Raw genomic sequence first — 25699 nt, 5'->3', positions numbered from 1 at the left:
ATCAAAATTATGCGAAACGACTTTCTGAAAGGGACAGGCGAGGGAATGTCGGCTACCGATAAAGAGATCGAACGGGCGCTCCGACCGCTTTCGTTCGAGGACTTTACGGGGCAGGCTAAAGTGCTGGACAACCTTGAAGTATTTGTTCAGGCAGCCAAGCAACGGGGCGATGCACTCGACCACGTTTTGCTCCACGGCCCTCCGGGGCTGGGCAAAACAACGCTGTCGCACATCGTTGCCAACGAGCTTAATGCAAATATCAAAATGACGTCGGGGCCGGTACTGGACAAACCAAGTGACCTGGCGGGACTGCTAACAAACTTGCAGCCAAACGACGTGCTGTTTATCGACGAGATTCACCGGCTCAACCCCATCGTGGAAGAGTATCTGTACTCGGCGATGGAGGATTACAAAATTGACATTATGCTCGATTCAGGTCCGAACGCGCGGACTGTACAGATCAAGCTGAATCCGTTTACACTCATTGGCGCTACCACCCGTGCCGGTATGCTGACATCACCGTTACGGGCGCGTTTCGGTATCAGCTGTCGGCTGGAGTATTACGACGCACAGCTGCTGACCAGTATCGTTCAGCGGTCGTCGGCGATCCTGGGTACAGCGATTGATGAGCAAGGAGCTTTTGAGATTGCCCGCCGGAGCCGGGGAACACCCCGGATTGCCAATAACCTGTTGCGTCGAACCCGCGATTTTGCGCAGGTGAAAGGGAATGGCTACATCAATGTTGATATTGCTGAAATTGCCTTGAGCGCTCTTGAAGTAGACCAGAACGGTTTGGACGATATGGACATCCGGATTTTGACTACGATCATCGAAAAGTTCAAGGGAGGACCCGTCGGGCTTTCGACCATCGCGACAGCTTGCAGTGAAGAGTCCGAAACGATTGAGGAGGTTTACGAGCCGTTTTTGATTCAAGAAGGTTTTCTAAAACGTACCTCACGCGGGAGGGAGGCTACAGAGAGAGCGTATCTCCACTTAGGCATCGTTCCTCCTTACAAGAATGGGGAGCTCTTTGGCTAAAATCAGCCGTACAAAATGCAAAATGGGTCATTAAGTAGCACCTTTGCCAACTTAATGACCCATTCGTATAGCTGGTTAATTGTTAATTCAGAACCTTGCTTTTATAAATACAGCTGATCACCTCGGATACCGCCGAATCTACCAAGAAGTAGTAAATGTTCTTTCCGCTACGTCGAATATCTAAAATACCCTTATCCCGCATATTGATCAGATGATGCGAGATAAGCGACTGTTCAGCATTTAGATTCTTGTAGATCGTTGATACATTCAGTTCTTTGTTGTCATTTAACATCTGAATGATTTTAATGCGCAGCGGATGGGCTACGGCTTTTAGCACGTAAGCCGCTTTGTCAATGCGTTTTTCTTCCTCCATGTTCGTCTCGGTAGCCATACGTCAGTAACTTTATAGGTGTGCGTTTTAAGAAAGTTAGGCTAATTACTTCACTAAGGATTATTAAGTTCTTGAATGCGAGGTAGAATTTATCTAAAGGTAATTCGATGTATCTTATTTGCCAATGAGAATATATTTATACGTCCAATAGGAGTATTTTTACCGGTTTTCATTTATTATACGGTACTTACGAAAGTGTAACTTTTGATTAATTCTTGGTTGCTACCTCTGTTTTTCGGTTGCCCCGATAGCTAATTAAAAACACACCAAATAAAACAAAAAGTGTACCCACAATTTGCGCATCACTGATTGTCTCGTGAAGAATGGTCGTCGCCAGGATGATGGTGAAGATTGGACCAATGCTTGCAATAATCGAAGCATTGCCGGAACCAACCCGCTTTATACCCTCGGCAATCATAAACGTAGGGATAACGGTTACAAAAATCCCCATGCCTAATCCCAATCCATAGACTGGTGCTGGATAGCCTTCCAGATGCAGGCCGTTGACCATTGCGCAGTGAATGACCGTTGGAACGGTCGCTGCGATCATAGCGTAGCACGTAAAGCGCTGGGAGCCGATTCGTGCGATCATCCGGTCGCTACCGACCAGATAGACGGCATAAGCCAGACCGCTTAGGATAACCCAGAAAGCGCCAAGCATTACGTCTTTTTGGGTGGTGGTTTCAATATTACCCACAAACGCCAGGAGAATACCCGCGTAGGTAAGCAGGAGTGCCATGATTTGCAACCGGCTTACACGCCGGCCAAATCCGAGCGCATTCATAAGCAGAACAAAAGTCGGATACACAAACAGCAGGATGCGTTCCAGACCCGCTGTAATGTACACCAATCCCAAAAAGTTAAAAAAACTGGCCAGGTAATAGCCCGTAATGCCAAGTATGGCCAGTACAAGCCATTGTTGGAGTGTCAGTTGAACAGGCGGATGCTTTCGGGCAAGATTAAACGCGATAGCTACATAGAACGGCAAGGCAGTCAGCATCCGTAAGGTAAGTAGCGAAATAGAGTCAATGGGATATTGATAAGCCAGCTTGATGAGTATACCCTTCATGGCAAAGCAAAAAGCCGCCAGAAATACCAGAAAGGCACCAAGCCAATAATAAGCTCGAGTGGGTTGCTGAGCCATGCAAGGATGGGAATCAAACGAATTAGACTCAATCAGGTGGTAGAGGTAAGCAGCTTATGGCTGAAACCGTCAACTGACTGAGTCTAATCAAAAAAGCGAATTACTTCTGCCGGAAAAACAGGGTGATGGGTACACCCGTAAAGTCGAAATGAGCCCGGATTTTATTTTCCAGATAGCGCTGATACGACTCCTGTACGTACTGGGGCAGGTTACAGAAGAACACGAACGTCGGTGAAGGCGTTGGAACCTGCAACATGTACTTGATATTGATCTGCTTGCCTTTTAGCGACGGGGGAGGGTACGCTTCAATTTCTGGCTGTATCGCTTCGTTCAGCTTGGATGTAGTAATTTTCTTACTCTTATTTTCGTAAACCTCCATCGCTTTTTCCATTACCTGAAAAATCCGCTGCTTTTCGTGCACAGACGCAAAAATGATTGGCAGGTAATCGATGGGCATCATCCGCTGAATCATTTCTTTGCGCAGGATGTCGGCGGTACGGTGGTCTTTCTCAACGGCGTCCCACTTATTGACCATGATCACAACACCCTTCTTCGCCTTTACGGCTTGTCCAATAATATTCAGATCCTGCGCTTCGAGACCACGCGTTGCATCGAGCATGATGATACAAACATCCGATTCTTCCATCGCCTTCAACGACCGTAGCGTCGAATAGAACTCGATGTTATCCTGAATACGCGCTTTCCGGCGGATACCTGCGGTATCGGTCAGGATAAAATCTTTGCCATAAGCACGGTAACGAGTGTTAATCGCGTCGCGGGTTGTACCGGCAATGTCGGTTACGATACTGCGGTCCTGCCCCGTCAGCACGTTCAGAAACGACGATTTACCCACGTTGGGGCGGCCAAGAATAGCGATGCGGGGAACACCAGCATCCGGATCGGCCACGCCTTCCGTCTGAAAATGCTTGATCACTTCATCCAGAAGATCACCCGTTCCGGTACCCGTCATGGACGAGATAGGATAAGGCTCACCCAGGCCAAGGGCGTAGAACTCCGCTGAACTATGCGCCCGCTCCGACGTTTCAGCTTTGTTGGCTACGACGTATACGGGTTTCTTGCTCCGACGCAGGACATCCGCGAAATCTTCATCCAATCCCGTAATACCCGTTTGAGAATCAACAACAAACAACAGGACGGTCGATTCCTGAATGGCAATCTCTACCTGCTCGCGAATCGATTCTTCGAATACATCTTCCGACCCGACGACGTAACCGCCCGTGTCAATAACCGTAAAGTATTTATCATTCCATTCGGCGGTGCCATAATGCCGGTCACGCGTAACACCGCTCTGGTTATCCATGATGGCCTGCCGCTGTTCCGTCAATCGGTTGAACAGCGTAGACTTACCCACATTTGGGCGGCCAACGATTGCAACAATATTTGCCATTTTTTTAAGAAGAAGTGAGAAGAGAGAAACAAGAAATAAGTGTTAGAGCACCGGGCACTGACACTTGGCTGTCCTCAATTCTGATACTATTCGTCGTAACCTAACCGCTTAAGCATTCGATCTTTCTGCCGCCAATCGGGTTCTACTTTAACGAATTGTTCTAAAAATACTTTTTTACCGAAGAAGCGCTCCAGCTCTTCGCGCGCCATAATCCCCGTTTTCTTGATCATTTTCCCACCTTCGCCGAGTAAAATGGCACGCTGCGTAGCGCGTTCGACCAGAATTTCTGCCTGAATGACAATGATGTCATCTTTCTCTTTGAAGCCGATGACAACGACCTCACTGCTGTAAGGAACTTCTTTCTTGTAATTCAGGAAAATCTTTTCGCGAATAATTTCCGAAGCAAAGAAGCGCTCGGGTTTATCGGTCAGCTCGTCTTTCGGGAAATAAGGCGGGTGCTGAGGCAGGCGGGTGATAATCGCGTCGAAGACACGCTCAATATTGAAGCCATTAAGCGCCGAAATCGGAATAATTTCCTGAGCCTTGAAGTGTTCCTGCCAATAGGCTATCTTCTCGTCAACCTGCGCCTGGGTGGCCTGGTCGATCTTGTTGATCAACAGCAGGATGGGTACCTCGGATTTTTGCAGCCGTTCGATCACGTCATTTTCGTCGTGCTGTTCGAAAATGTCCGTTACAAACAAAACCACGTCCGCATCTTCGATGGAGCCGCGTACAAAGCTCATCATCGATTCGTGAAGTTTGTACTGAGGCTTGATAATGCCGGGTGTATCCGAGTAAACTAGCTGGAAGTCCTGACCATTATGCGTTCCATTGAGGATACCCATAATGCGGTGGCGAGTGGTCTGCGCTTTGGAGGTGATAATCGACAATCGCTCACCGACGAGTTGGTTCATCAGGGTTGATTTACCGACGTTGGGCTTACCAACGATACTGACGAAGCCGGCCTTATGATTGGCCGGAAAATTTTCAATCAATTCTGTATTCATGAGTAGGTGATCCCGCTAACTGATTTTCAGCGGCTTTAAAAACAACTCTCTCTCGAAAAAAAACGTTTCAGTGAAGGAATAAAAAAATTTTTGCACAAAGGTATTGCATTTTAAGAAATGTGTGGTACTTTTGCAAACCAAACATCGCGGGATGGAGCAGTTGGTAGCTCGTTGGGCTCATAACCCAAAGGTCGCTGGTTCGAGTCCAGCTCCCGCTACTAAGTAAGACGCCTAATTAGCTGACAAAAAGCTGGTTAGGCGTTTTTTGTTTTAGGCGTTGTATAAATTTTTAATCGATTGAGGTCGATAATTCACTCGATATCAAAAGCAAGAACAAGCAATTGACCCTGTCAATACCGTTTCATGTCGGTATTGACAGGGTCAATTGCTTAATTAGTCGTGCAAATAAATTGTGCTTATTGGTTGTACAGCGTCTGTACTTCGCTAGCGGAGAGCGCACGGTTATAGATTCGAATTTCATCCATTGCCCCTTTGAAGTAATTGGGGAAATCCCGAAGCTGAGCGCCGAACTTTAATTCGCCACCTGGGCATCGGTCCATGCTGGCAGCAGGTAGATTATTATTTTGATCCATCAGGACGTTATCGAAATACATCCGGCTTGATCTTCCCGAGTACGTAAAGACAAGATGGTGCCAATCATCGAGCTGGGGATTACTGCTAAACTCAAAACTCTGCCAACCTTTAGCCGGTACACAATTGCTACCTTGTTTGATGTTAGTCATGAACGTAAGCCCAGGGCCGTTCTCGTTAATCTTCACGAGCGAGCTGTACATCTCGAAATTACTGTCACTCCAGCGCGATTTGTTATAAATCTGCATCCGGTTGTTAACGTTGTTGATGGCGCTAGGTCTTATCCATATGCTGATCGTGAACGCGTCAAGAAGTAGGGTGCTGTTGTCTACCATGTAGAAGTAGTCATTCACGCCATCCAGTTGGATGGCTGCATTTGACTTTCCTCTCCGGTCAGTGGTAAACGTAGGGCTGTCAACTAGATTAGCGTGATTGTTGTTACCACTAACGTCCAGCAACGATCTATCCGTGAACGGTAGGTAGGCTATCAGTCCGTTCGCAACAGCGTCTGCCTGCGTAGTGAATGTATTAATTGGGCCTGGAACAATTTCACCCGATGGCAATTTTGCGTAGGATCGGTAGTAGTACGTCGTATTTGGTTTCAGATCAGTTAAGTTGACGGGTGTGCTTGCACCGACATTTGGATTATTCACCGTAACGCCCGGCCCTGAATTATCCATACTAGGTGTGCTGTTGCTCGATGAATAAAGCACGCCGTACTGAATGGCGGCTGGATTGCCCGCATCATTAAGGATAAAACCCACCGTCGCTGTTGTAGACCCCACTGTTGGACTACCACCGCTGGAAACGGAAGGATTATAGCCTGTCTTAAATTGTATGGGATCGCTGTAACTAATTATACCTGCTTCATTAATAGCAAAGCTTCGCACGTAATATGTCGTATTTGGCTGAAGATTTGGGATTGCAAACGAGACAGGATTATTTAATGAAACAGCGTCTGTCTTGTCAAGTATAGATACGTCAGTCTTACCGACTTCCGGGTTTGTGTTTGTGGTTGAATAACATATACCGTAGCGGACAATTGTAGAGTTACCTGTAGATGTGACGGCCATACGTATGGCTGCTGAACTTCTAGTTATATCGGTAGCAGGCTGTATGCTCACAGCAGGCTGTACTGCATTATTGACGTTTACAGTGGCCTGAATTCCAATATCTTTCTGACATGAGTTTGTTAATTTAGCCTTTGCTGTATACGTACCTGTTTTAGCGTAGGTATGGCTAGTAGTCGTGCCAATAGTAGTCGCGTTCGTCCCGTCGCCAAAGTCCCATATCACTTGGTCAATTGTACCTGCACTTTTACTTATCGAAAAATCTACTTTAAGTTGCTGAATTTGTGTAACAAGTTCGCCTGAAGGGGTAACGCAGTTGCGTCGCTCTTTTCGTGTAGGAAGTTCCCACGGGTCGCAGGACCAGAGTGTCAGGCCACAGAGGCTGCTAATAAGAATACCGACTATATAGGTACGTAGTGTTTTTTTCATCTTTATTAAAAGTATCGTCAGTTCAACTGGATAGAGCTAGATAATTATGGATTAGAATGTGTAGTGAACCGCTACACCCAATGACTGCGACGAGGGCTGCCAATGGAAACCGGTTGTGCGTGGCGCTTTCTTCGGCTTGTGCAGCAACAAATACAGTTCGGCGATGGTCGCCACCGCTGCGACGCCTAAGCTTGCTTTGTATAAGCTATTCCGTTTCTGAGCCGACTCAACCGCGCCGTAAGCCGCGTTGTATTGCTGGTATAGCCCATCGTCGCTGATAATTCCCGTTCCGGTAGGATCAGCCGTCTGGCTAATCTGATTCAGCGTGTTTAGCTTATTTCGGTAATCGTTCCGCAGTAACACTGCAAAAGCACCCGCGCCAACGGCAACCAATCCTGTAAACACTTTTATACCAATATTCTTGGCCGGTCTCTGAACATTACTGGTGTTTGCAATTTGAAGGCGCAGCGATTCCTGCCGAGTCGTAGTGGTAGCGTACTTAAGTGCCTGAGTGTAGATCTCTCGGGCCGCCGTATAATTTTTCTGATTGGACAGTTGGTTACCCTGAGCTTCGTAGTAATCCGCTAATTGTTCTCTGCTAATATTATCACCCGGATTGCGTGTCAACAGCTGATTCAGGATCTGAATCGCTTCCTGATTTTTGTTTTGTTTCAGGGCTTCGGTTGCTTGTTGACGCAGGCTTAGTGCTTTAGAGCATTCGTCGATTTGTTTCGTGGCGTAGGCGTCGTTTTCAAAGCCGGGTACCTCAAGGCAGTTCTGGTACTGTCGGCGAGCTTCCTGGTATTTCCCTTCCTTAAAAAAATCGTCACCTCTTTTTTTGTAACGGTCATACTCTTCATCGGCTACTGATGTTGTCACGGAAGCCCGGTCAAAAGCAACCGCCGACACCATCGGAGCAGTTAGTAATAAGAAAGAAACTAGTAAGTAAACAGGTTTGGTCATTAGAGTTGATTATTGATTATTGCACTGTTTGATTTTGCTTTGCACTTCCCGTGTTTCCTTGAGCGACTGAGCAACTTTATACCATTCTTTGGCCGCGTCGAAGTCATCGCTGTCAAAGATTTTGTTGCCTTTACTCAGGTACGTGTTGTAAGCCTCGTCTGCTTTGGTCGTGTTCAGATCATGCTCTTTGGCCAACGCGCGGGCACTGCTGAAATCAGCTATGGCTTTCGCTTTATTGTTACCCTTCGCGATTGCCTGCCGCCCGTCTTCAATGAGCTGATCGTAAGCGGACTGCGCTTGTTGTTTGGCATTGCCTGTCGTCTCTTTAGCCGATTCTTTAGTTGATTCAGCGACTACGGGCTTTGGCGACTCCGAGGTAAGTACAGGCGCTGCTACAACTGCGATTGGCTTCTCGTTTTCTTTTGGTGCGTCTACGCCGGATTTAGCAAGTTCCTGAAGCGCAATGCTATGCAACCGGCTAACATCTTGCCGGGTAGGGTCAAGCTGTAAGGCGCTGGCTGTTAGGGTAGTCGTTTGTTTAAAATTCTTCTTTTGAAAAGCGCGTCGGGCTGCGTTAAAAATCTCGTCAACCTGCTCTTTGAGCGCGCTCTTTTTCTCTCCCAACGTCAATGGCGCTGACCCAGCCTCTGTTTTAGGATCTGGTGCAGAAGATTTCGGTGTAGCAGGAGCAAGGGTAGCTGTTGACGTTTTAGAACCTGCTACGTTTGAAGTCCCTGTCGGTCCAGAACTTACATTAAAGTAGATAACAACGGCTCCCAGGCCGATAGCCACTGGGGCGACTATGCGCCAGGGAAACGGTTTGCCAAGCTTTGGAATCGCAGGCTGCTGGAGCATCCCGTCACTCACGGGAACGGCAACAACCGGTGGGAGAACTGGCTTTTTTGGGGTGTCTTTTTCGACTAAAACCGGTTGCTTTGGGACAGTCGTAGCCGGAGCCGGGATAACCGATGGAGCTACATAAACATCAGTTGCGTCTTCCTGATACATATCCGTGCGTTCCGGATCCTGAACAACCAAGGATTTAGGCCGTAGCTGTTCAATACAGAACGTTAAGCCTTCAATAGCCTCTGATAGATCGGGAGAAAGGCGCAATACCTGCTCATAAAGAGTCTTGGCCTGTTCAAATCGGTGCTGGGTCGTCAGGTTAGTTGCTTCGGTCAATAGCTTCTTAAGCTGCTGTCGGTTAACCCCCAGCTTGGCTGATTCCAAACCCTTCTGTGCCGCAGCATGATGCTCGCGCTTAGTCAGGATTTGCTCGAACAGCGGAATTGCCTTCTCGTATTCGTGCCGATCAGCCCGTTTTTGAGCCTCACTCAATAGCTGCGGAATGTTGTCGAGAAGGTCGAGCAGTTCATCCTCTTTCCGAACGCGTTCGTGAATATCCCGAACCAGACACCGCCTGATCATGGTTTGGTACGGTTCTTCAATCTGCTTCACCCGAGCGGGTAAATCGACGGTAATAATCTTTTTCTCGATCTCGCGTCGCGCCGACTGTTCACTGCTGTTCCGTAAGTCGGCCTGAAACGGTTTTTCGCCCGTGAGCAGCTCGTACAGGATAACGCCAAAGGCCCACAAGTCCAGGTTGAAACTTACCCGGCTTCCTTCAATCTGTTCGGGCGCTTTGTAGGAAGGCGTACCCCGCCCGTCGCTCAGGTCGAAATCAGAGCTGTCGAGTTCGTCATCACTGACCAGTTTACTCAGGCCGAAATCCGCTATTTTAGGAATGAATCGTCCGGCGTTGTCACGCGAGATAAGAATATTAGCTGGTTTGAAATCCCGGTGAACAATCCGGTGCCGATGCAGGTGCTGGAGGCCAAGCAGAATTCCCTTCGTGATGTCGTAAATCTGAGCGGGCGTCAACGCCTGGCGACGTAGCAAATCAGCGAGGTTACCATCTTGATAATACTTCATGATGGCAAAATCGCTGATGCTGGTGTCCGTCTCAAGCCGGTAGCAGGCGTCGTAGCGGGCAATGTTGGCCTGACGGGCGATCCGCTGAGCCAGTTCGACTTCGGCTTTCAACGATTTCGGGTCATTCCCTTTAAACTCACTGATTTTAATGGCTACCCATTCCGTTTCGAGCTGATCTTCGACTTTAATGACGCGCCCATACGATCCACTGCCCAATAACGCACCTTCGTCATTGGGCCGGATTGGATATCGTCGTTTAAAGTCCTGAAAAGAAGTAAAGGGTTGACTCATACTATTGGGTTCTGTTGCACATTGCCGAATTCAGAGGTAGGCCAGGCCCAGATCATCCGAAAATCGACCGTAAAAAATAGGGGTCTGATGACCACGGGTTTCCTGCCGGACTCGGGGCGATACGTAAGCGTGCAATTCCCGAATCGTTACAATTTTATTTTTGTCGAGATCAGCGTGGCCATGCAATCCCTTCAGCAAGTAATAGGTAAACGCACCACCCGCCAACCGGCCCGTCTCAACGGCACTCTGGGTAGATCGGCTGGCGAGGATCATGGCCACGTTGGTGTCATCGCTAAGGCTGCTGCCGACTGTTTTCAACAGGTTTCGCTGGCTCGTCTGCGGCTGCGTCATACTACCCGACAAACAGGCATCGGCGATACACAACTTTGTGGCTGCTTCGGATTGTCGAAACGCTTCTTTGATCGCCTGATGCGTCAACAAACCTTGCTGATTGTCCAAACGAACGTCGTAGGGAACGAAGCTGCTAGGCAGGCCATGACCGGAAAAGTAAAAAATAACGCGATCACCGGCTTGCGCCTGTTTAAAGAGCGTTAACGCCTGTCGGATATTCGCGTAGGTAGCCTGCTGGTTCGTTAAGAACCGAATATGCGAAGCTGGTAACAATCCGCCCGACCGGCTTTGTAAAAACGATACAACCTGTCGGGCATCTCTGTCGGCGTAGCGTAAATCGCCGTTCCGGCTGGTCAGCTCTTTGTAATCCGAAATACCAACTACAACGGCGTACGTCTGCGGCTGTGGAGTGGGAGCAAGCCCAGCCAGCAAAATACCCAGACAACTCATCAAATAAGCCAGCATCGTTTAAGAAAAGATAGAAGCTAAAATGGATTTTTGCTGCGTTACCTGTTTAACGCCAATCAGGTAGCCTGAATAGTTGTCTTTCGTGTGCCCGTCGCATAAGCTGAGCAGGGCCTGTAACTTAGCCATGTCCGGTATATCCTGCGCCAGCACCGTTTCCAGCGCGTATTCGTCGAGCCGCTCCAGCGCACCATCTGTACACATAAAAAAATAGTCGCCTTCCCGAACATCGGTCAGGACGGTGCTGTCGGGTACCGATTTCGTTTCTTTCTTATCCGAACTGGCTACCACAGCCCGACTAAGCCGGTTTCGCCACGGATGAGTCAGTGCCTGAGTAGCCGTGATAATTCCGGCCTCTACCATGTCGTTTACCTGTTTATGGTCCTGCGTCTGAAAGACGATCTTTCCAGCCCGCACTTGATAGATTCGACTGTCGCCAATGTGCGCTGCTGTAACGCCCTGCTGATGCAATTGAAGCAATGCCAGCGTAGACCCCATGCGGCTCACGAACGGGTGTTCGCCTAGATAATCGGTATAAGCCTGATAGGCCATATCAAGAGCCGTTTTTAAATGGACTGCATCAAAGACAGGATAATCCAATGATGAGGCATAACGGGCAACGGCTTCGCACAACAACTGACTGGCAATCTCTCCTTTATCCGCTCCTCCCATACCGTCGCAAACGATAAAAAGCTGCGTCTGCTCGTTGGCTAAACCTACCGCCGGATACAACGTATCCTGATTGATAGTTCGCTGGCCAATGTGAGAAAAAGCAAGGGGTAACGATGGATGAATAAACATAAATTATTGAGTACTGTCGGGGTTGAAGGCCAACTCCGTTTTATAGGTCTCCAGCATCACTGGATTGATCATAAAATGCTTCAGGAGAAAGCGGTCAGCACCACCTAGTGCAATGATTTCGCCGTCGGCGACATCGATAATTTCCGTTTTCTGCAAGGAGGTTCCGTTGAGCAAGGTCCCGTTGAGGCTCGACTGCTGCTCTCCCGTGACCGGGTCAGGAACACCATCCTGAAGCTGATACCGCAACTGACCCGACCATTTATCGAACGTTACGGTCAGCGTACAGTGCCGCCGACTGATGAAGCACCGACCGTTATGCATAAACCGATCAAGCTGAACGACGCAGGACTCGGACGTGCCTATCGTGTTATTGCCAAATTGTAGCGCGAAAGTCGTTGGCGTACTACCCAAATACGTTAGCTGCCCGAATCCAGGAAGACCGTTCAACAGGCTTTCGTCGTAGTAAAATCCGCTTGTCAACGTATTGGTGGCTCCGCATCCGACGTGCGAACAGGTTATCGACCCCCGTTCAGCATCGGCGGTTCTGACCATAATCCGGCGATTGCACTGCTGACAGGTAATAAGCGTTGTTTTAAATCCACTCATGCTTACTATTCGTCCATGTCGCGGACATCACCATTGTTGATATACGTATCGTCTGATTCGGCTGAGTGAGTCAGGTAGTGATTCGTATCCGTATCGATATCATCATCGTCCTGTTCGTCATCGGCTTGGTGCACATCGACCGGAGCATCGTCCGGCTCAAGCACGGAATCAACGGCTTCTTTGGGCATGTTTTCTTCCAGACCCTGATCGAATTGGTCGTTAGTCAGTATGAAGGGGTGCTCTATTTTTGAGGCACCTACTAACTCACCGTCAAGTGGATCGTAGCGGTACACCGTGTCAAGTCCCTGATCGCCGGTTGCGTCGACCACGCGGTACGTGTAGCCATCTTCCCCTTCCAGAACGAGCGTGTCAATTATGCCATCCTGATCAAAATCGAGACCCATCACTCGCTGACCGTTCAGATGGCCTTCAATAATCGTAGGTTCGGTGGGCGCTGGATCATCAGAAACTGTTGGCTCACTCGCAGTGGGTATTGAACCCTGATAGGGTTTTACGGGCAGATGTTCCTGCGTGATCATTTCGGTGAATTCCTGGCGTTGCTCAAGCGACAGGCTACTCCATTCTTCTTTGTCGAACGTATTATACCAGCGACCGTGCCAGCTAAACAAACCGCCCATACCTACTTCATCGCGAGCGGCTTCAAAAGCCTGACCGAATGACATAGAATCGGTCACTTTCCCCGCCACATCAATGTCCTCAGGTAATGTTGAAATTTCAGCCTGGTCTTGAGGTTCGCTCGGGGTTTCTGTGCCAGGGTTTTTAGTAATGGCCCATGCTGCTCCGCCGAGTAGGATAGCGGCTGCTGAGATGCCCAGGATTTTCTTTTGTTTGTCGTCAAGACCTGGTTTAGCGGAAGTAGATGGTTGTGGCATAGGATAAGCGTCGGTTTGAAGGTCGGTTTTATCAGAAAATTGTGTCATGACACGATGAATGTTTGATGATGTGGGTTTATAGGATTCGTAGGCAAAAGGTGAGCGGAAAAGCAAAAATTAGTTGACCCAAACGGCCTGACAACGCCGACAGGATTTTTGCTGGGCCAGCAGTTCCCATTCTCTGGTACCAAAAGGGTCGCGGCAGGTCGCGTTAGGGCAACGGTACTTTTCCCGGTACTCTTTATCGATGATCTCCAGCTTTTCGTCGGTCGACAGAAGCGTTGAACAAAGCGTGGGGACCAGCACGCTCAATCCCGCACTTGACATGATATGAAGCAGCGGTAGCGCGGTACCGCCCGTGCTCAGGACCGCGCCTACGCCCACAAGCGACGAAAGAATAACACTGCCTGTGCGAATCATTTTTTCGCGGTTGCGGCAATCCCGGCGAAGCTTGGGATACTGTTCGTAAACCTGTTGCAAGTCGGCGAACTGCGCTGTAAAGTCTAGTTCTGGCTTACTTTTTGGCGTTTCGTCAGCTGGCTTTGGCGGCTTCGGTGGACTTATTGCTGGCTTTTCCTGCTCGGTACGGATCCGTTTAAGCAATTGATCAACCGTGTACTCCGCGTCGGCTAGTCGAATGCTGTCTGTAGCATCGACAACTTTTCGGGTAATGCGCACACCGTTAACAAAGGTGCCGTTTTTACTATCCAGGTCTTCGATAACGAAGCTAGTGGGGCTGCACTGAATCAAACGGGCGTGCTGACCGCTGATTTTTACATTGGCAATAACGATTTTGTTATCGGCTTTCCGGCCAATGCTATAGATAGGCAGCTGGCTCAATTCATCAATGAGGTTTGTAAACTGATCCCCAGTAACAAAGGACGATGAAAGAGACATGGCAAGTTAATTACTCTATAGGTGTGATGGATAGTTGAGCAATTTATATGTTTTTCGATAAATAAGACTATTGTGTGTAGCTACATATTTAGTAAAAGGTAAAAATAATACGAGTAAAACCAGTGCAGTGGTACAAAGAATCGCAACAGGATCAGCATGTATACGGTAATCGAGTAACTAGCTGGTTAGAAATAACTCAAAAGTACATAAAGCGGAGTTCTTGGACTTTCCGATTGGGGACAGTTTCTTGTCAGTTGGGGACACTGCGTTTCGAAAATGTAAAACTTTACGTTTGTGAAGGAGGATAAGCATCTGACAAAAAGGTCAGGACATGGTTATCTACCCAAAGAGCTATTTATGAAATTCTCCTTATTTGATCGGATTCAGGGGATTGTGTTGCTGAGTTTTACGGTCGGTATCCTTCGGGCTCAGGAAACTCCCGATTTTCGTAAAGTGCGTTGGGGGTTTAATCCAAAGCAGGTTCGGGAAGCCGAAACGGTCAAGCCAAGCTCCGTGAAGCGCGAAAAACTGGTTTACACGGGTGTGCCATTGGCTGAACGATCCGTCGGCCTCGAATATAATTTTAACGGCGATTCGTTGCTGTCAGCTTCCTACTACTATTACACGACCGCGTCGGTCACCAAAGACGACGTTATGGCGGCAGCCGCCGATTTTGAAACGCGGCTTAAAGAAAAGTACGGACCGGGAAAAGCGTCGCTGTTGGGCGATGTTCGAAATACCATCTGGATTACCCCACGAACGCAGATCAACCTTTCTGTTGGCAACGTGGACCGGGGCTGGTCGGTGGAGGTGCAGTACCTGTGCCGCGTTTGTGCTCCCGGTCAAAAAAGAAACGGTTCGGCTAAGCAAGAAACGTTCAAACCGCGCAACGATGTCCCTGATTTTTGAACAGGCTTTCCCGCCAATCGACATGTATCAACCAAGTTTTAGGGTTGAATAGGGACTGTCCGCTACAGCATCGTATCTTCGTGGCTCATTCTCAATAAAATAGGCGAGCGATTTTGCTGGTAAGCGCCTGACAGGTATGAAGCATAACTTCTTAGTTACCATAGTAGGCGTATTGACCCTTTTTTTGTCAGGATGTAGCGACAGCGATTCGCCGGGCAGGGCTGAAAAAATTGCCTGTATTGGAACCAGTATAACCGACGGGTATGTGCTGCCGACAGCGCAAACCTATCCTGTTCAGCTTCAAACACTCGAAGGAACCACCAACAAAGTACTGAATTATGGTGTAGGCGGTACAACCGCGCTGAAGAAAGGTGATAGTCCTTATTGGAGTGCCCAAAAATACCAATACGCGCTGGATTGGAAACCATCTATCGTGATCATCGAATTTGGTACGAACGATTCGAAGAAGCAGAACTGGCGGTATAAAAGTGAGTTTACGAGCGACTATACAAGTCTGATTCGGTCGTTTCAACAGTTATCCAGCTCACCCAGGATATATATGTGTGTGCCACCACCTGCTTTCAATACCAACTTTGATGTCGATCCGACCGTATTGAGGAATGAAATAATGCCTTTGGTGAACGCCATTGCCAAAGAAAATAACATTGAACTGATTGATTTGTATACACCACTGGTCGGAAAGGACAGCCTCTTTGTTGACGGAATTCATCCAAACGCCAAAGGTGCAGCGCTAATCGCCAGCGAAGTGTATAAAGTGATTTCTCCCAAGTAAGAAATTTAGGGAGGTAACTTTATAGTAAGTAAACTTGCTGATAAATCCGCATAAACGATTCATGAATACCTTAGTGTGTACCGCACCGGGACAGTTCGCTTACCAAGAAGCGCAGAAACCGGCTTTATCAACTGGAAACGCCCTCGTCAAAATCCGACGGATTGGCATTTGCGGTACCGATTTGCACGCTTTTGAAGGAACACAGCCTTTTTTTAATTATCCCAGAATCTTAGGCCATGAGCTAGCGGGGGACTTAGTCGATGCGGATGGCGCTCCCGATTTTGCGGTTGGTGAAGCGGTTACGTTTATTCCTTACTTCAACTGTGGGTATTGCATCGCTTGCCGGTCGGGTAAACCCAATTGTTGCGTTCGGCTTCAGGTTGCGGGCGTTCATATCGACGGCGGGATGGTCGAGTACCTTTCCGTTCCAGCTTATTCGTTGGTACACGGTCAGGGATTGAGTCACGACGAGTTGGCATTGGTTGAACCACTGGCGATTGGTGCGCACGGCATTCGACGGGCGGATGTGCAGCCGGGCGAGTTTGTGCTGGTCGTTGGTGCCGGACCCATTGGGTTAGGTGTCATGGAGTTCGCCCGGATTGCTGGCGCTACGGTTATCGCGCTGGATATCAACGAAAATCGGTTACGTTTCTGTAAGACACGATTAGGCGTTACCCATACCGTCAATGCGCAGGCATCCGATGTCGCGGAACAGTTGGCCGCCATTACCAACGGCGACATGCCAACGGTTGTGATTGACGCGACTGGAAGTTTACGAGCCATTAATACGGCTTTCTCGTATCTGGCCCATAGTGGTCGCTATGTCTTGGTGGGTTTGCAAAAAGGCGAGATCAGTTTTTCGCACCCCGAATTTCACAAACGGGAAGCCACCCTGATGAGTAGCCGAAATGCGACGCGTTCCGACTTCGAGCATGTCATCGCCAGTATGAAGCAGGGGCTTGTTGAACCAACGACCTACATTACGCACCGGGTCGCTTTTGGCGAAGTACAGGCTGAATTCGAACATTGGCTTGACCCGGCTAACGGCGTCATCAAAGCAATGGTTGCAGTTGAGTAGCCTATGGCTTAATACATGCTAGCCAGCAGCATCATTTTTTGATGAACCGTGCGATACGTGCTCGATCACGGTCAATAACGCGCAGGTAATAAACGCCCGCTGGTAAATCGCTTACGGTCAATGTCGTCTCAATCTGCCCATTGCTAGCTTTGCTTAATGCGGGCGACAAGTGGCTCTGCCCGTTTATGTCCAGCACGCTTATCGTCACAGCACTGGTGTTTGGATACGCATACTGAATTGTAAGCGTTTGCTCCGCCGGATTTGGATAAACCGTAAACAACGAATCGGTAGGAAGCGATACCGCTGTAAGAACCGGTAAATGAACCGTTCGTTCGGTTGACCAGCCTACGCAGTTCTGCTGAGTTACCCGCACTTTATAAACCCCCTGCTCACTAACCGACAGTCGATAATCAGCGGCATTGGCAAGTATATTGTTATCGCGGTACCATTGGTAGCGATAGTCCGTTCCGGTGGGCGCATACAGCGTTACGGTAGCTCCTCGCAGCAGAACGAGTTCGGTTTCCGCCGGTTTTAGACTGACTGTACCAACGGTACTTTGCCGTACGGAAACAGAATCAGAGAGTGACTGGCAATCTTGCTGCGTTAGACGAACCTGGTAGCGACCCGGTTCTACGACGGTAAGCGTGGTTGATTGGGCGTCGGGCAGTACAGTTCCGTTGCGCAACCATTCGATTTGGCCGTCCACTGCATTCGTTGCCGTAAGCTGGAGGGGTGGGCCATTGGGGCAGAGCAATTGTGTCGTCGCTGGACTTATCAAGGCACGGGGCGCTTTTGTCTGCACACTGACCGGCGCAGACATAATAGAGCAACCGCTTGCATCGGTTATCCGTAGTGTATAGGAGCCGACCTGGGTAGCAGCATAGGAGGCACTGATTGCACTTTTAATCGCACTGTTGTTAAATAGCCACTGGTAAGAGAAACCCGTCTTGTTTTCGGAGTGGAGCAGCACGCTATCGCCCGTACAAAGTGTCGCGTCCTTCGGTGAAACCGTTGCGGTAAAGGGGCACTGAGTACCACGCAGTCCACTCACGATGACGGAAAACGGCTGTCCGGCATACGTCATTGTACTCTTATGCGAAACGGTCAGGGTATACACTTGTCCGGGTACGGGGTTAGACAGGTAAATCTGTTCAACATTGTCGCGCATGTTATCGCCGGGTGTGGCGGAGTTCGCTGGCTTGTTTGGGTCCAGAACAAACGGTAACGTGGTGATCCGGCCATCGCTCAGTCGAATGTCGAGATCGTTGACAAGTTTGGGCGTTTGGCTGTTCAGCGAAGCCGGAACAACAGGGGTTGCCGCTCCCTCCGGATCGGTCCAGCACAGCGTTATGATTAACGGATCAGTACCTTGTGCCGTCAATCGCTGCGTGAATGTTCCACCTGCTTCCAGGGTCTTTTCCAGGATGAGATGCGTCTGGCTGGTGTTCAGAATCACACGGGCAGCGACTTCTGTGTTGAGCAGACCCCAGCCCTGGCGGTAATCGGGTCCGGCGGCTGGGTTATCGCGGTCGGCGGTGTGCAGGACCAGGCCGCGCAACGTGGCCGACCGCATGAACTGACTGGCAAACTGTGAATTGATTGCTGCTTTTTGTTGCGCGTAAAGCTCCTGTAGCAAAGCCAGTGAACCGGTGACGTTAGCCGATGCCATCGACGTTCCTGTATAATTGCCGTACGCGGAAGAATTCGTAGACAAGGTTGAGAAGATATCGCTACCCATGCCTAACAGATCGGGCTTGATCCGTCCGTCGTCGGTCGGGCCCCAGCCACTAAACGAAGTCGTGCTGATGGATGCAGGTTGATTCTGATCCGTTCGGGTTACATCGGCGGCTCCAACGGTCAGTACATTCTTGGCAGTTGCTTCGGCTGGTATTACGTCGTAAGCGTTGTTTCGGCTTCGAACCAGCGTGCTTTTATCGGTAGTATTTTTCAGGAAATACGGGGTTCCGGTCGGTGGGCCAGTTTCTGCCCGTTTGTTATCTGCCGACCGCACCATCAGATAGAAAGGATTATTGTACGCAATACGGTCGAAGTCGCGGGCTTTGGCTGTGTAAAAACCAAACAGGTAATCCTCGGTCGTACTAATGCTGGTGTTGCCCCACCATTCCCATTTCAGGGTCGGGTCTGAACCCGGTCTGGACGGATTATACACCCAGCCCGCTACAGGACCGTACGCGTGATTAGACACTAGTAGTCCCGAAGCGGCTGCGGCTATTTCTATCAGATCGTCGTTATAATCCCAGATGGACAGTCGAGCCCCGTACGCCATGCCCTTCGCCTGCGGATTGATCCCACGGGCTACCAATGTTCCGGCCAGATGAGTGGTATGATCGTTCAGCTCCGTTGCCTTGTCCATTTGTTGGAGTATAACTGTACTTGGTACGTCCGTACTGGGAAACTCCTGATGGGATGCCAATGCCTGGCCGCCATCCCACAAGCCCACTTTACCGATTAGGGTGCTACTACTCCCTGATAAATTTAGCTGTAAACTTCCGCCTTTGTAAAGAGATTGAGTTCGGGTGCCGCTAGCCGCTTCCGCGTTGTGCAACGTGTAATAGATCGGTTCACCTGCTGGATCGATCTCCTGAAGGATAAGTCGTCGGTTACGGGAATAATCGCTGTAAATCGGCCAGTTGTATTTACGGGCTAACCGACGTGTTTGTTGACGAAGGGTGCTGTAACGCTGATTTAGCTCGGTCTGCCAGCTTGATGATGAATTTAGTGAGCGCTGAGCCAGACAAAGCGTATTTACGGATAAACACATAAAAAGGCAGTACACAGCTTTAGTCGTAACTAAACGCCCGTGTATTGCCTTGATGATTAACTTCTTAAGTAGATAAATGTAGTTGATACCCGCGCTACTGTTTACGAATGCGTTTTACCCAGTTCGTCTGGGTTTTGTCATCCGAAACCACTACAAAAAATGTACCGCCTGGTAAATCTGATACATCGAGTTCTGCCGAGTAACCTTTTCCGTCTCGCTTCAATGTTGCTGTCCGAAGCGTCAAACCACGAACATCGGTTAGGCGGAGGGTAGGGGGTTGCTGAAGCGAAATGGCCGACGATAGCGAAATCGTTATCTGACTGGACGCCGGATTAGGGTAAACAGCCAGCGTATTATCGTCGGCGACGGGTTCGGTTGCCAGAATGGTCAGATACACACCACCGGATATTGCCGCGCCACACCCGTTTACATTTCCCTGAACCGTGTAGCGACCCGTTTCGACAACAGCGTAGGTTGAGTTTGTAGCACCGGGGATCGGAACACCATTGATCAACCATTGAACATCCGAAGTCGCATTTGTCGTCAGCGTAAGACTATTGATCGTAATCACTGGCGGTTGGGCCGTTTGAATTACCACTGGTATTACCGCCGACTGAACAGGAGTGCATACGTTGGCTACGCGAACGCTATAGTTACCCGTACTCGTTGCGGCTAGGGTACTGCTGGTTGCCCCTGAAATCGCTTGTCCATTGCGTAGCCATTGGTATGTATAATCGGTACCCGTGGCTGCACGCAGCAATACACGATTCCCCTGACAAACCGTGGTTGAGCCATCGGCGGTGATGCTGGCTGTAGCTGCCGTAGCGGTAGTCGATGTGACGGGGGATCGCTGAACAGCCGGACAATCGAGCGAACGAACTCGAAGATTGTAAAAGTAGTACCAAGCGTTCTTAACGGTATCGACCGAAGTCCCGTTATTGTACAGCGCTCCCTTTATGCTGACAATAGGCGTACCGGATTGGGTGGTAGCCTGAAACGGAAAGCCTGTAACGGCGGTATTGCTGCGGAAGATGGATGCGCCACCAGCATAATCGATCGTTATCTGGTACTCGCCCGATGCTGGAATTCGTAAATTAAGCGGATAAACAGCGCCTTGATCATTTGGATCATCAACCAGTTGCCCATTGACAGTGGCCGTTAGACTCTGATTTCGGGTTGGTGCTACATCCAGCGTGACGCTCGAAATCGCCGTGTTATCGTATCGTCGGACGGTAAATGTCAGCTGACCCGCGCTGGCAATGTAAAGGCGAGCACTTTCCAGAACGACAGGAACGGTAGTCGTAATCAGCGGAGCCGGACCAAAATTACCACTGTAACTACCTCCGCCAAAAGCGCGTTTGTCAGTTGGACCAACAATTGCCGAAAACTCATTCAGCGTGGCGTAAAATTGGCCTGTGGCTGGCAATGCTGGGGCCGTTGTTTGATTCCCGGCTGCAAGAAGGTTGCCACCAACGGGCGCATCGTACCAGAATGCGACACCACCGCCGGTATTGCGCAGTGAAATAGCGGCATCGTTGCTACAGCGGACCGCGCTAAAAATTCCGTTCGTTGGAGCAGGGGCAGTTGTGCGGGTTTCCGTTAAGACGTTATTGGCCGGATATTGGTCTGTGCTCAGGTTCGTTGTGATCGTAAAGCGGTAGGTCTGACCAGCTGCCAATGTCGTACTGGCCGGAACCTGAAAGGTTAGAACGCTGTCGCGAAAGGCACCGATTTGCCCAATCGTATTCGTAAGCGAGGTAATTAAGGTATTACTGGCATCGGTGATCTGCACCGTTACCGGCACGTTCCGTTGCACAGCCGTGCCCAAATTTCGTACGCGAACGGAGACAATCAGCTCCGTATTGGTCTGGCCGCAAAAATTAGCCTGGGGCGATACCAAGGCAACCGTACTCAGATCGTTAGCCGTCTGCACCACGTTGAGTACGTAATCCTGTGTTTCACCGTTGGCGTAGTTACCGCAGGGAAGCACAGTAGCCGCGTTGTCGGTTTCGCTGGCGATAATACGAAGCCGCAGGATTTGGCCGTTCTGCGCACTGGTCGATATCGGAATGGTTGCGACAAACTGCGACGTATTGCTGATAAGATTTGAGGTAGCAATGGTTTCGCCCGCATCGTCGAAGCTGCCATTCTGATTCCAATCGATGAACGCTTTTACGATAGCGTTTTTCGTCGTACCACAGGTCCCCAGCGAAACTGTCAGCGGCAGTTGTTGCCCTGCCTGAACGGTAGTCGTTACGCCCGTGAAATCGGTGTAGGATGTACAGCCATCGGCACCCGCCTGGTTGATCGCTCCGAACTGCACCCGGCTAATCCTGGTGTCGGCGGTTGAGGTGGGGGCCGAAGCACAGTAGGCCGTGCCGCCAATGCCACTTACCAGTAAGGCGTAGTCCTGCTTGCTTCCGCTCAGGGTTCCTTTGTGGCTAACCGTAATTGTATAGCTTTTTCCTGGAATTGGGTTAGCAACCAGTACCTGCTCAACATTATCCCGGATGTTGTCGCCACGGGTTGCCGCAGTGGCTGGGTTGGTTGGGTCCAGCACCCACGGTTGCGAAGTCGTTTGTCCGTCGCTGATGCGTAGGTCAAGGTCGTTAACGAGCTTGGGTGTTCGGTTATTCAAACCTGTATTGGCAGTTCCGGCCGGGTCGGTCCAGCAGGTTGTCGCTACGAGTGGCCCCCGCCCAGATGCGACAACGGTCAGTGAGTAGGTTTCGCCTTGGTTCATGGTACGTTCGTCCAGCAAATGACTCTGGTCGGCGTTCAGAATCACGCGTCCGGCCTTTTCCATATTTAGCAATCCCCAGCCGAAGCGGTAATCCGGACCAGGAGCCGATCCGGCTTCGTCGGCGGTATGCAGTACTAAGCCTTTGAGCGTTGACGAACGAAGAAAACGCCCGCTGTTCCGTTGCGAAAACAGTTCTTGCAACAGCAGTACCGATCCTGCCACATTGGGCGAGGCCATCGACGTACCGCTCAAGGTTGTATAGGCGCTGTCACTAGCCGAACTCGTTGACAATATGGACACGCCCACACCCGCAATGTCGGGCTTGATCCGGCCATCGTCGGTTGGGCCCCAGCTGCTAAAATCGGCCAGCGAAATGTCTGAAGGCTGGTTGTAACCATTTGCCAGATAACTCACCGCAGAAACGGTCAGAATATTTTTGGCCGTAGCGTACGTACTTACCAGCTCGTACCCGTTTTGGTCGTTGCGGGGGGCTGTACTAAGCACATTGCTACTGCCCAGATAATAAGGTTGCCCGGCACCCGGACCGTTTGTTCCCCGATCATTTCCAGCGGCTTTTACCAACAAAAAATTCGGTGAGTTGATTGCAATTCGATCCCATGATGCGGCATTTGCGTCGTACAACCCAAACTTATAATCTTCCGTTTTGCTGATTGTCGTGTCGCCATACCATTCCCACTTGGTCGCTGTTGTTCGGCTATCGTTATAAGTCCAGCCCGCCTTGGCTCCGTATGAATGGTTAGAAACCAATAAGTTAGGAGCGGCCGTGCTGATCTCTGACAGGTCACTATTGAAATCATACGCCCGCAGGTTGGTACCGTACGCCATTCCACGTACCTGCGTGTTGACGCCCGCAGCCATCATGATACCGGCCACGTGCGTAGCGTGTACATCGAGCGTCGTGGCATTATCGACTTGCGTAACCCGGCTTGAGGTACCGCTCCTAAATTCATAGTGCGTATTTCGGATCTTCCCACCGTCCCAGATGGCAAGTTTGTCTCTCAGTGTACTACCCGATAAGGATAAACCCAGACTGCCACCGGTATAGAGCGCATCAGTTCGGGTGGTCTGACCCGCCCGGGTTACGCTGATGGTCTTATCATAGAGCAGTTCACCCCGCTCCGTAATGCCGCGCAGTACCGAGACTGTACCGTCCGGATGACGCTGCTCAACGGGGCGATTGAGACGGCGGGCAAGAGTAAGCGCCTGCTGATAATTATTGGTCTGGAACTGGGTAAGTGTTTTTTGTAAAGCTTGTTGATTCGCTCGTTGTTGAATTGTGTATTGGGGCAAAGGTTGTGCCTTGAGCGTTGACGTGATTAGTACAAAAAGCAGACCTGCCAGCGGTCGTAAATGTTGTCGCATAGAATACAATCGAACTGCTTGGTCCGGCTAATGAAAGTACACTGTGTATGTGTATACGATAAAAGGGATGGTTGTGTTGCGAAACAGAATGAGCACAAAATCAATTAAATTAAATTTTAATGGTAACTGTTTGTAAGCTGTTGACACGTAGTTCGTTATGGCGTGCAATTAGCTTTCCTGCCGATTAAACGTTTACCCTGTTTTTCGGTCTTACTGACCGAGTTAATCTACAGGCCTATGGACAAGCTAAGTAAACAACAACACGCCCGTTACCTGTTGGCGAGAGCGGGTTTCGGCGCGACACCGGCTGAACTCGAAGAAGCCACGCACAAACCGCTCCGCAAAGTGGTACGACAATTGCTCCGGGACAGCGCATCGTTTACGGAGCTGCGCGTCGTTGAACCGGACGAAAATAGGACGAAGCAAGCGCTGAAAAAGTTGGCGCGTGATGGCCAGCTTGATCGAGAGATGCTGAAAGAGCGTATTCGGATGAATACTGAGAAAGTCCGGGACCTTAACCTGCAATGGCTCGATCAGATGGCATCCGGACGAGGGACTTTGCGCGAAAAGATGGCCTTATTCTGGCACGGTCATTTCGCCTGCCGGACAATGGGACAGAACCCACTGTTAATGCAGCAGTATGTCAACACGATTCGGAAACATGCCTTGGGACGCTTTAGTGATCTACTGATGGCCGTGTCGAAAGAACCGGCTATGCTACAGTTTCTGAACAATCAGCAGAACCGCAAAAACGCGCCGAATGAGAATTTCGCCCGCGAAGTCATGGAGTTGTTTACGCTGGGGCGCGGCAATTACTCGGAGTTCGACATCAAAGAAGCCGCCCGCGCCTTCACGGGATGGCAGTTTACGCCTGACGGACAATTTGTGTTTCGGGAGCGTGTCCATGATGAAGGCGAAAAAACGATTTTCGCTAAAACAGGTCCATTCAAAGGGGAAGATGTCATCGCCATGTTGCTGGAAAACAGGCAGACGGCTCGCTTCATAACCGGTAAAATCTATCAGTTTTTTGTAACGGATAACCCTACGACGGCTTCGGAAACCGGAAAACGCATCGACCAGCTGGCTGCAAACTTTTACGAAAGCGGCTACGACGTTGCCGGACTACTGGAACGTATTTTTACTGCCGACTGGTTCTACGAGACATCAAACGTGGGAACGCACATCAAATCGCCAGTCGAACTGCTGGCAGGAATGCGCCACACGCTGGGCCTGACGTTTGAACAGCCGCAAACCCAGATTTTCGTGCAACGGACATTAGGCCAGTTGTTGTTCTACCCGCCCAACGTAGCCGGGTGGCCGGGTGGTAAAAACTGGATCGACTCGTCGAGCCTGCTGTTTCGGATGCAGTTGCCGAACTACGTGCTCAAGGCCGTTGACGTAACCGTGCGACCTAAAGAGGATGGCGACGTTAACACGCAGTTGCTGGCCCGAAAAGGTGGACAAAAATTTCAGGTCAGGGTTGATTGGAAAGGGTTTGAAACGGCCTTTGCCAACATTCCAGACGACCGGTTGACTGATGCCATTGCATCGACCCTACTGCCTTTTCCACTCAAAGCCGACCAGCGGTTGCTGATCGACCGGCAAATGAGTGTGATTCAGGATCGCTCCGGACGCATCCATGCGTTGACGGCAGCCCTGATGAGCTTACCCGAATACCAACTCACCTAACGGCTGATTGTACTGAATTTAACGCACCTTTTTATTCCTCACTCG

Annotated in this window: 19 protein-coding genes, 1 tRNA gene and 1 pseudogene; 6 read left to right on the top strand and 15 right to left on the bottom strand. The window is 49.9% G+C overall.

Annotation, left to right across the window (positions count from 1 at the left end; genetic code table 11):
* Positions 1 to 9 precede the first annotated feature (9 nt).
* Positions 10 to 1038 (top strand): Holliday junction branch migration DNA helicase RuvB, encoded by a 1029-nt coding sequence (gene ruvB, locus LQ777_RS22820; RefSeq protein ID WP_232560243.1) that lies wholly within the window; start codon positions 10 to 12, stop codon positions 1036 to 1038.
* A gap of 82 nt (positions 1039 to 1120) precedes the next feature.
* Here ruvB and LQ777_RS22815 read toward each other — a convergent pair whose 3' ends face one another.
* From LQ777_RS22815 to era, 4 genes are all read right to left on the bottom strand, one after another.
* On the bottom strand, positions 1121 to 1429 hold the full coding sequence (locus LQ777_RS22815) for an ArsR/SmtB family transcription factor (RefSeq protein ID WP_232560242.1): 309 nt from the start codon (positions 1427 to 1429) through the stop codon (positions 1121 to 1123).
* 208 nt (positions 1430 to 1637) lie between these two features.
* Positions 1638 to 2573, bottom strand: a complete 936-nt coding sequence (locus LQ777_RS22810) for a DMT family transporter (RefSeq protein WP_232560241.1) — start codon at positions 2571 to 2573, stop codon at positions 1638 to 1640.
* A 100-nt stretch (positions 2574 to 2673) separates the two neighbouring features.
* Positions 2674 to 3981: a ribosome biogenesis GTPase Der gene (gene der / locus LQ777_RS22805; protein WP_232560240.1), complete on the bottom strand. Its 1308-nt coding sequence runs from the start codon at positions 3979 to 3981 to the stop codon at positions 2674 to 2676.
* An 86-nt stretch (positions 3982 to 4067) separates the two neighbouring features.
* Positions 4068 to 4988 carry a GTPase Era gene (era, locus tag LQ777_RS22800; protein WP_232560239.1) on the bottom strand — a complete coding sequence of 307 codons (921 nt, stop codon included), beginning with the start codon at positions 4986 to 4988 and terminating at the stop codon, positions 4068 to 4070.
* Between the two features lie 145 nt (positions 4989 to 5133).
* Here era and LQ777_RS22795 point away from each other — a divergent pair.
* Positions 5134 to 5206: transfer RNA gene (locus LQ777_RS22795), tRNA-Met, on the top strand.
* Positions 5207 to 5404: 198 nt separating this feature from the next.
* Here the strand turns inward: LQ777_RS22795 and LQ777_RS22790 are convergent.
* From LQ777_RS22790 to LQ777_RS22750, 9 genes and pseudogenes are all read right to left on the bottom strand, one after another.
* Positions 5405 to 6364, bottom strand: coding sequence for a LamG-like jellyroll fold domain-containing protein (locus LQ777_RS22790; protein ID WP_232562899.1), 960 nt, complete (start codon positions 6362 to 6364; stop codon positions 5405 to 5407).
* 105 nt (positions 6365 to 6469) lie between these two features.
* Positions 6470 to 7078, bottom strand: a pseudogene (locus LQ777_RS22785) (PKD domain-containing protein); the annotation flags it as partial.
* 51 nt (positions 7079 to 7129) lie between these two features.
* Complete coding sequence (locus LQ777_RS22780; RefSeq protein ID WP_232560238.1) at positions 7130 to 8041, bottom strand: tetratricopeptide repeat protein; 912 nt, start codon at positions 8039 to 8041, stop codon at positions 7130 to 7132.
* Positions 8042 to 8050: 9 nt separating this feature from the next.
* Positions 8051 to 10264 (bottom strand): serine/threonine-protein kinase, encoded by a 2214-nt coding sequence (locus LQ777_RS22775; RefSeq protein ID WP_232560237.1) that lies wholly within the window; start codon positions 10262 to 10264, stop codon positions 8051 to 8053.
* A gap of 30 nt (positions 10265 to 10294) precedes the next feature.
* Positions 10295 to 11080 (bottom strand): caspase family protein, encoded by a 786-nt coding sequence (locus tag LQ777_RS22770; RefSeq protein WP_232560236.1) that lies wholly within the window; start codon positions 11078 to 11080, stop codon positions 10295 to 10297.
* A 3-nt stretch (positions 11081 to 11083) separates the two neighbouring features.
* Complete coding sequence (locus LQ777_RS22765) at positions 11084 to 11881, bottom strand: PP2C family protein-serine/threonine phosphatase (RefSeq protein ID WP_232560235.1); 798 nt, start codon at positions 11879 to 11881, stop codon at positions 11084 to 11086.
* A gap of 3 nt (positions 11882 to 11884) precedes the next feature.
* On the bottom strand, positions 11885 to 12487 hold the full coding sequence (locus LQ777_RS22760) for an FHA domain-containing protein (protein WP_232560234.1): 603 nt from the start codon (positions 12485 to 12487) through the stop codon (positions 11885 to 11887).
* A 5-nt stretch (positions 12488 to 12492) separates the two neighbouring features.
* Positions 12493 to 13428 carry a hypothetical protein gene (locus LQ777_RS22755; RefSeq protein WP_232560233.1) on the bottom strand — a complete coding sequence of 312 codons (936 nt, stop codon included), beginning with the start codon at positions 13426 to 13428 and terminating at the stop codon, positions 12493 to 12495.
* 69 nt (positions 13429 to 13497) lie between these two features.
* The gene (locus LQ777_RS22750) at positions 13498 to 14277 is read right to left on the bottom strand and encodes an FHA domain-containing protein (RefSeq protein WP_232560232.1); all 780 of its coding nucleotides are present in this window, start codon (positions 14275 to 14277) and stop codon (positions 13498 to 13500) included.
* Positions 14278 to 14634: 357 nt separating this feature from the next.
* On the opposite strand from LQ777_RS22750, the gene LQ777_RS22745 reads away from it, so the two are divergent.
* The 3 genes from LQ777_RS22745 (at position 14635) to LQ777_RS22735 (ending at position 17057) form a co-directional block, all read left to right on the top strand.
* Positions 14635 to 15186: a hypothetical protein gene (locus LQ777_RS22745; RefSeq protein WP_232560231.1), complete on the top strand. Its 552-nt coding sequence runs from the start codon at positions 14635 to 14637 to the stop codon at positions 15184 to 15186.
* 136 nt (positions 15187 to 15322) lie between these two features.
* Complete coding sequence (locus LQ777_RS22740; protein WP_232560230.1) at positions 15323 to 15979, top strand: GDSL-type esterase/lipase family protein; 657 nt, start codon at positions 15323 to 15325, stop codon at positions 15977 to 15979.
* Positions 15980 to 16040: 61 nt separating this feature from the next.
* The gene (locus LQ777_RS22735; RefSeq protein WP_232560229.1) at positions 16041 to 17057 is read left to right on the top strand and encodes a zinc-binding alcohol dehydrogenase family protein; all 1017 of its coding nucleotides are present in this window, start codon (positions 16041 to 16043) and stop codon (positions 17055 to 17057) included.
* A 31-nt stretch (positions 17058 to 17088) separates the two neighbouring features.
* Here the strand turns inward: LQ777_RS22735 and LQ777_RS22730 are convergent, their stop codons facing one another.
* Complete coding sequence (locus LQ777_RS22730; protein WP_232560228.1) at positions 17089 to 19839, bottom strand: S8/S53 family peptidase; 2751 nt, start codon at positions 19837 to 19839, stop codon at positions 17089 to 17091.
* A 94-nt stretch (positions 19840 to 19933) separates the two neighbouring features.
* Entirely contained in the window at positions 19934 to 23965 is a 4032-nt protein-coding gene (locus tag LQ777_RS22725) for a S8 family serine peptidase (protein ID WP_232560227.1), read from the bottom strand.
* Between the two features lie 237 nt (positions 23966 to 24202).
* Between LQ777_RS22725 and LQ777_RS22720 the strand changes: the two genes are divergently transcribed.
* Entirely contained in the window at positions 24203 to 25654 is a 1452-nt protein-coding gene (locus LQ777_RS22720) for a DUF1800 domain-containing protein (protein ID WP_232560226.1), read from the top strand.
* The last annotated feature ends 45 nt before the right edge of the window (positions 25655 to 25699 follow it).

It is taken from the genome of Spirosoma oryzicola (assembly GCF_021233055.1).
GTDB lineage: Bacteria > Bacteroidota > Bacteroidia > Cytophagales > Spirosomataceae > Spirosoma > Spirosoma oryzicola.
The sequence above is the reverse complement of the archived record's forward strand: the minus strand, read 5'-3'. Positions and strand labels throughout refer to the sequence as shown.

Coding starts and splice junctions, on each gene's coding strand:
- LQ777_RS22735 (WP_232560229.1), top strand. CDS start 16,041: ATGAATACCTTAGTGTGTACCGCACCGGGACAGTTCGCTTACCAAGAA.
- LQ777_RS22765 (WP_232560235.1), bottom strand. CDS start 11,881: ATGTTTATTCATCCATCGTTACCCCTTGCTTTTTCTCACATTGGCCAG.
- LQ777_RS22730 (WP_232560228.1), bottom strand. CDS start 19,839: ATGTGTTTATCCGTAAATACGCTTTGTCTGGCTCAGCGCTCACTAAAT.
- ruvB (WP_232560243.1), top strand. CDS start 10: ATGCGAAACGACTTTCTGAAAGGGACAGGCGAGGGAATGTCGGCTACC.
- LQ777_RS22755 (WP_232560233.1), bottom strand. CDS start 13,428: ATGACACAATTTTCTGATAAAACCGACCTTCAAACCGACGCTTATCCT.
- LQ777_RS22725 (WP_232560227.1), bottom strand. CDS start 23,965: ATGCGACAACATTTACGACCGCTGGCAGGTCTGCTTTTTGTACTAATC.
- LQ777_RS22815 (WP_232560242.1), bottom strand. CDS start 1,429: ATGGCTACCGAGACGAACATGGAGGAAGAAAAACGCATTGACAAAGCG.
- era (WP_232560239.1), bottom strand. CDS start 4,988: ATGAATACAGAATTGATTGAAAATTTTCCGGCCAATCATAAGGCCGGC.
- LQ777_RS22810 (WP_232560241.1), bottom strand. CDS start 2,573: ATGGCTCAGCAACCCACTCGAGCTTATTATTGGCTTGGTGCCTTTCTG.
- LQ777_RS22780 (WP_232560238.1), bottom strand. CDS start 8,041: ATGACCAAACCTGTTTACTTACTAGTTTCTTTCTTATTACTAACTGCT.
- der (WP_232560240.1), bottom strand. CDS start 3,981: ATGGCAAATATTGTTGCAATCGTTGGCCGCCCAAATGTGGGTAAGTCT.
- LQ777_RS22745 (WP_232560231.1), top strand. CDS start 14,635: ATGAAATTCTCCTTATTTGATCGGATTCAGGGGATTGTGTTGCTGAGT.
- LQ777_RS22750 (WP_232560232.1), bottom strand. CDS start 14,277: ATGTCTCTTTCATCGTCCTTTGTTACTGGGGATCAGTTTACAAACCTC.
- LQ777_RS22720 (WP_232560226.1), top strand. CDS start 24,203: ATGGACAAGCTAAGTAAACAACAACACGCCCGTTACCTGTTGGCGAGA.
- LQ777_RS22740 (WP_232560230.1), top strand. CDS start 15,323: ATGAAGCATAACTTCTTAGTTACCATAGTAGGCGTATTGACCCTTTTT.
- LQ777_RS22775 (WP_232560237.1), bottom strand. CDS start 10,264: ATGAGTCAACCCTTTACTTCTTTTCAGGACTTTAAACGACGATATCCA.
- LQ777_RS22770 (WP_232560236.1), bottom strand. CDS start 11,080: ATGCTGGCTTATTTGATGAGTTGTCTGGGTATTTTGCTGGCTGGGCTT.
- LQ777_RS22760 (WP_232560234.1), bottom strand. CDS start 12,487: ATGAGTGGATTTAAAACAACGCTTATTACCTGTCAGCAGTGCAATCGC.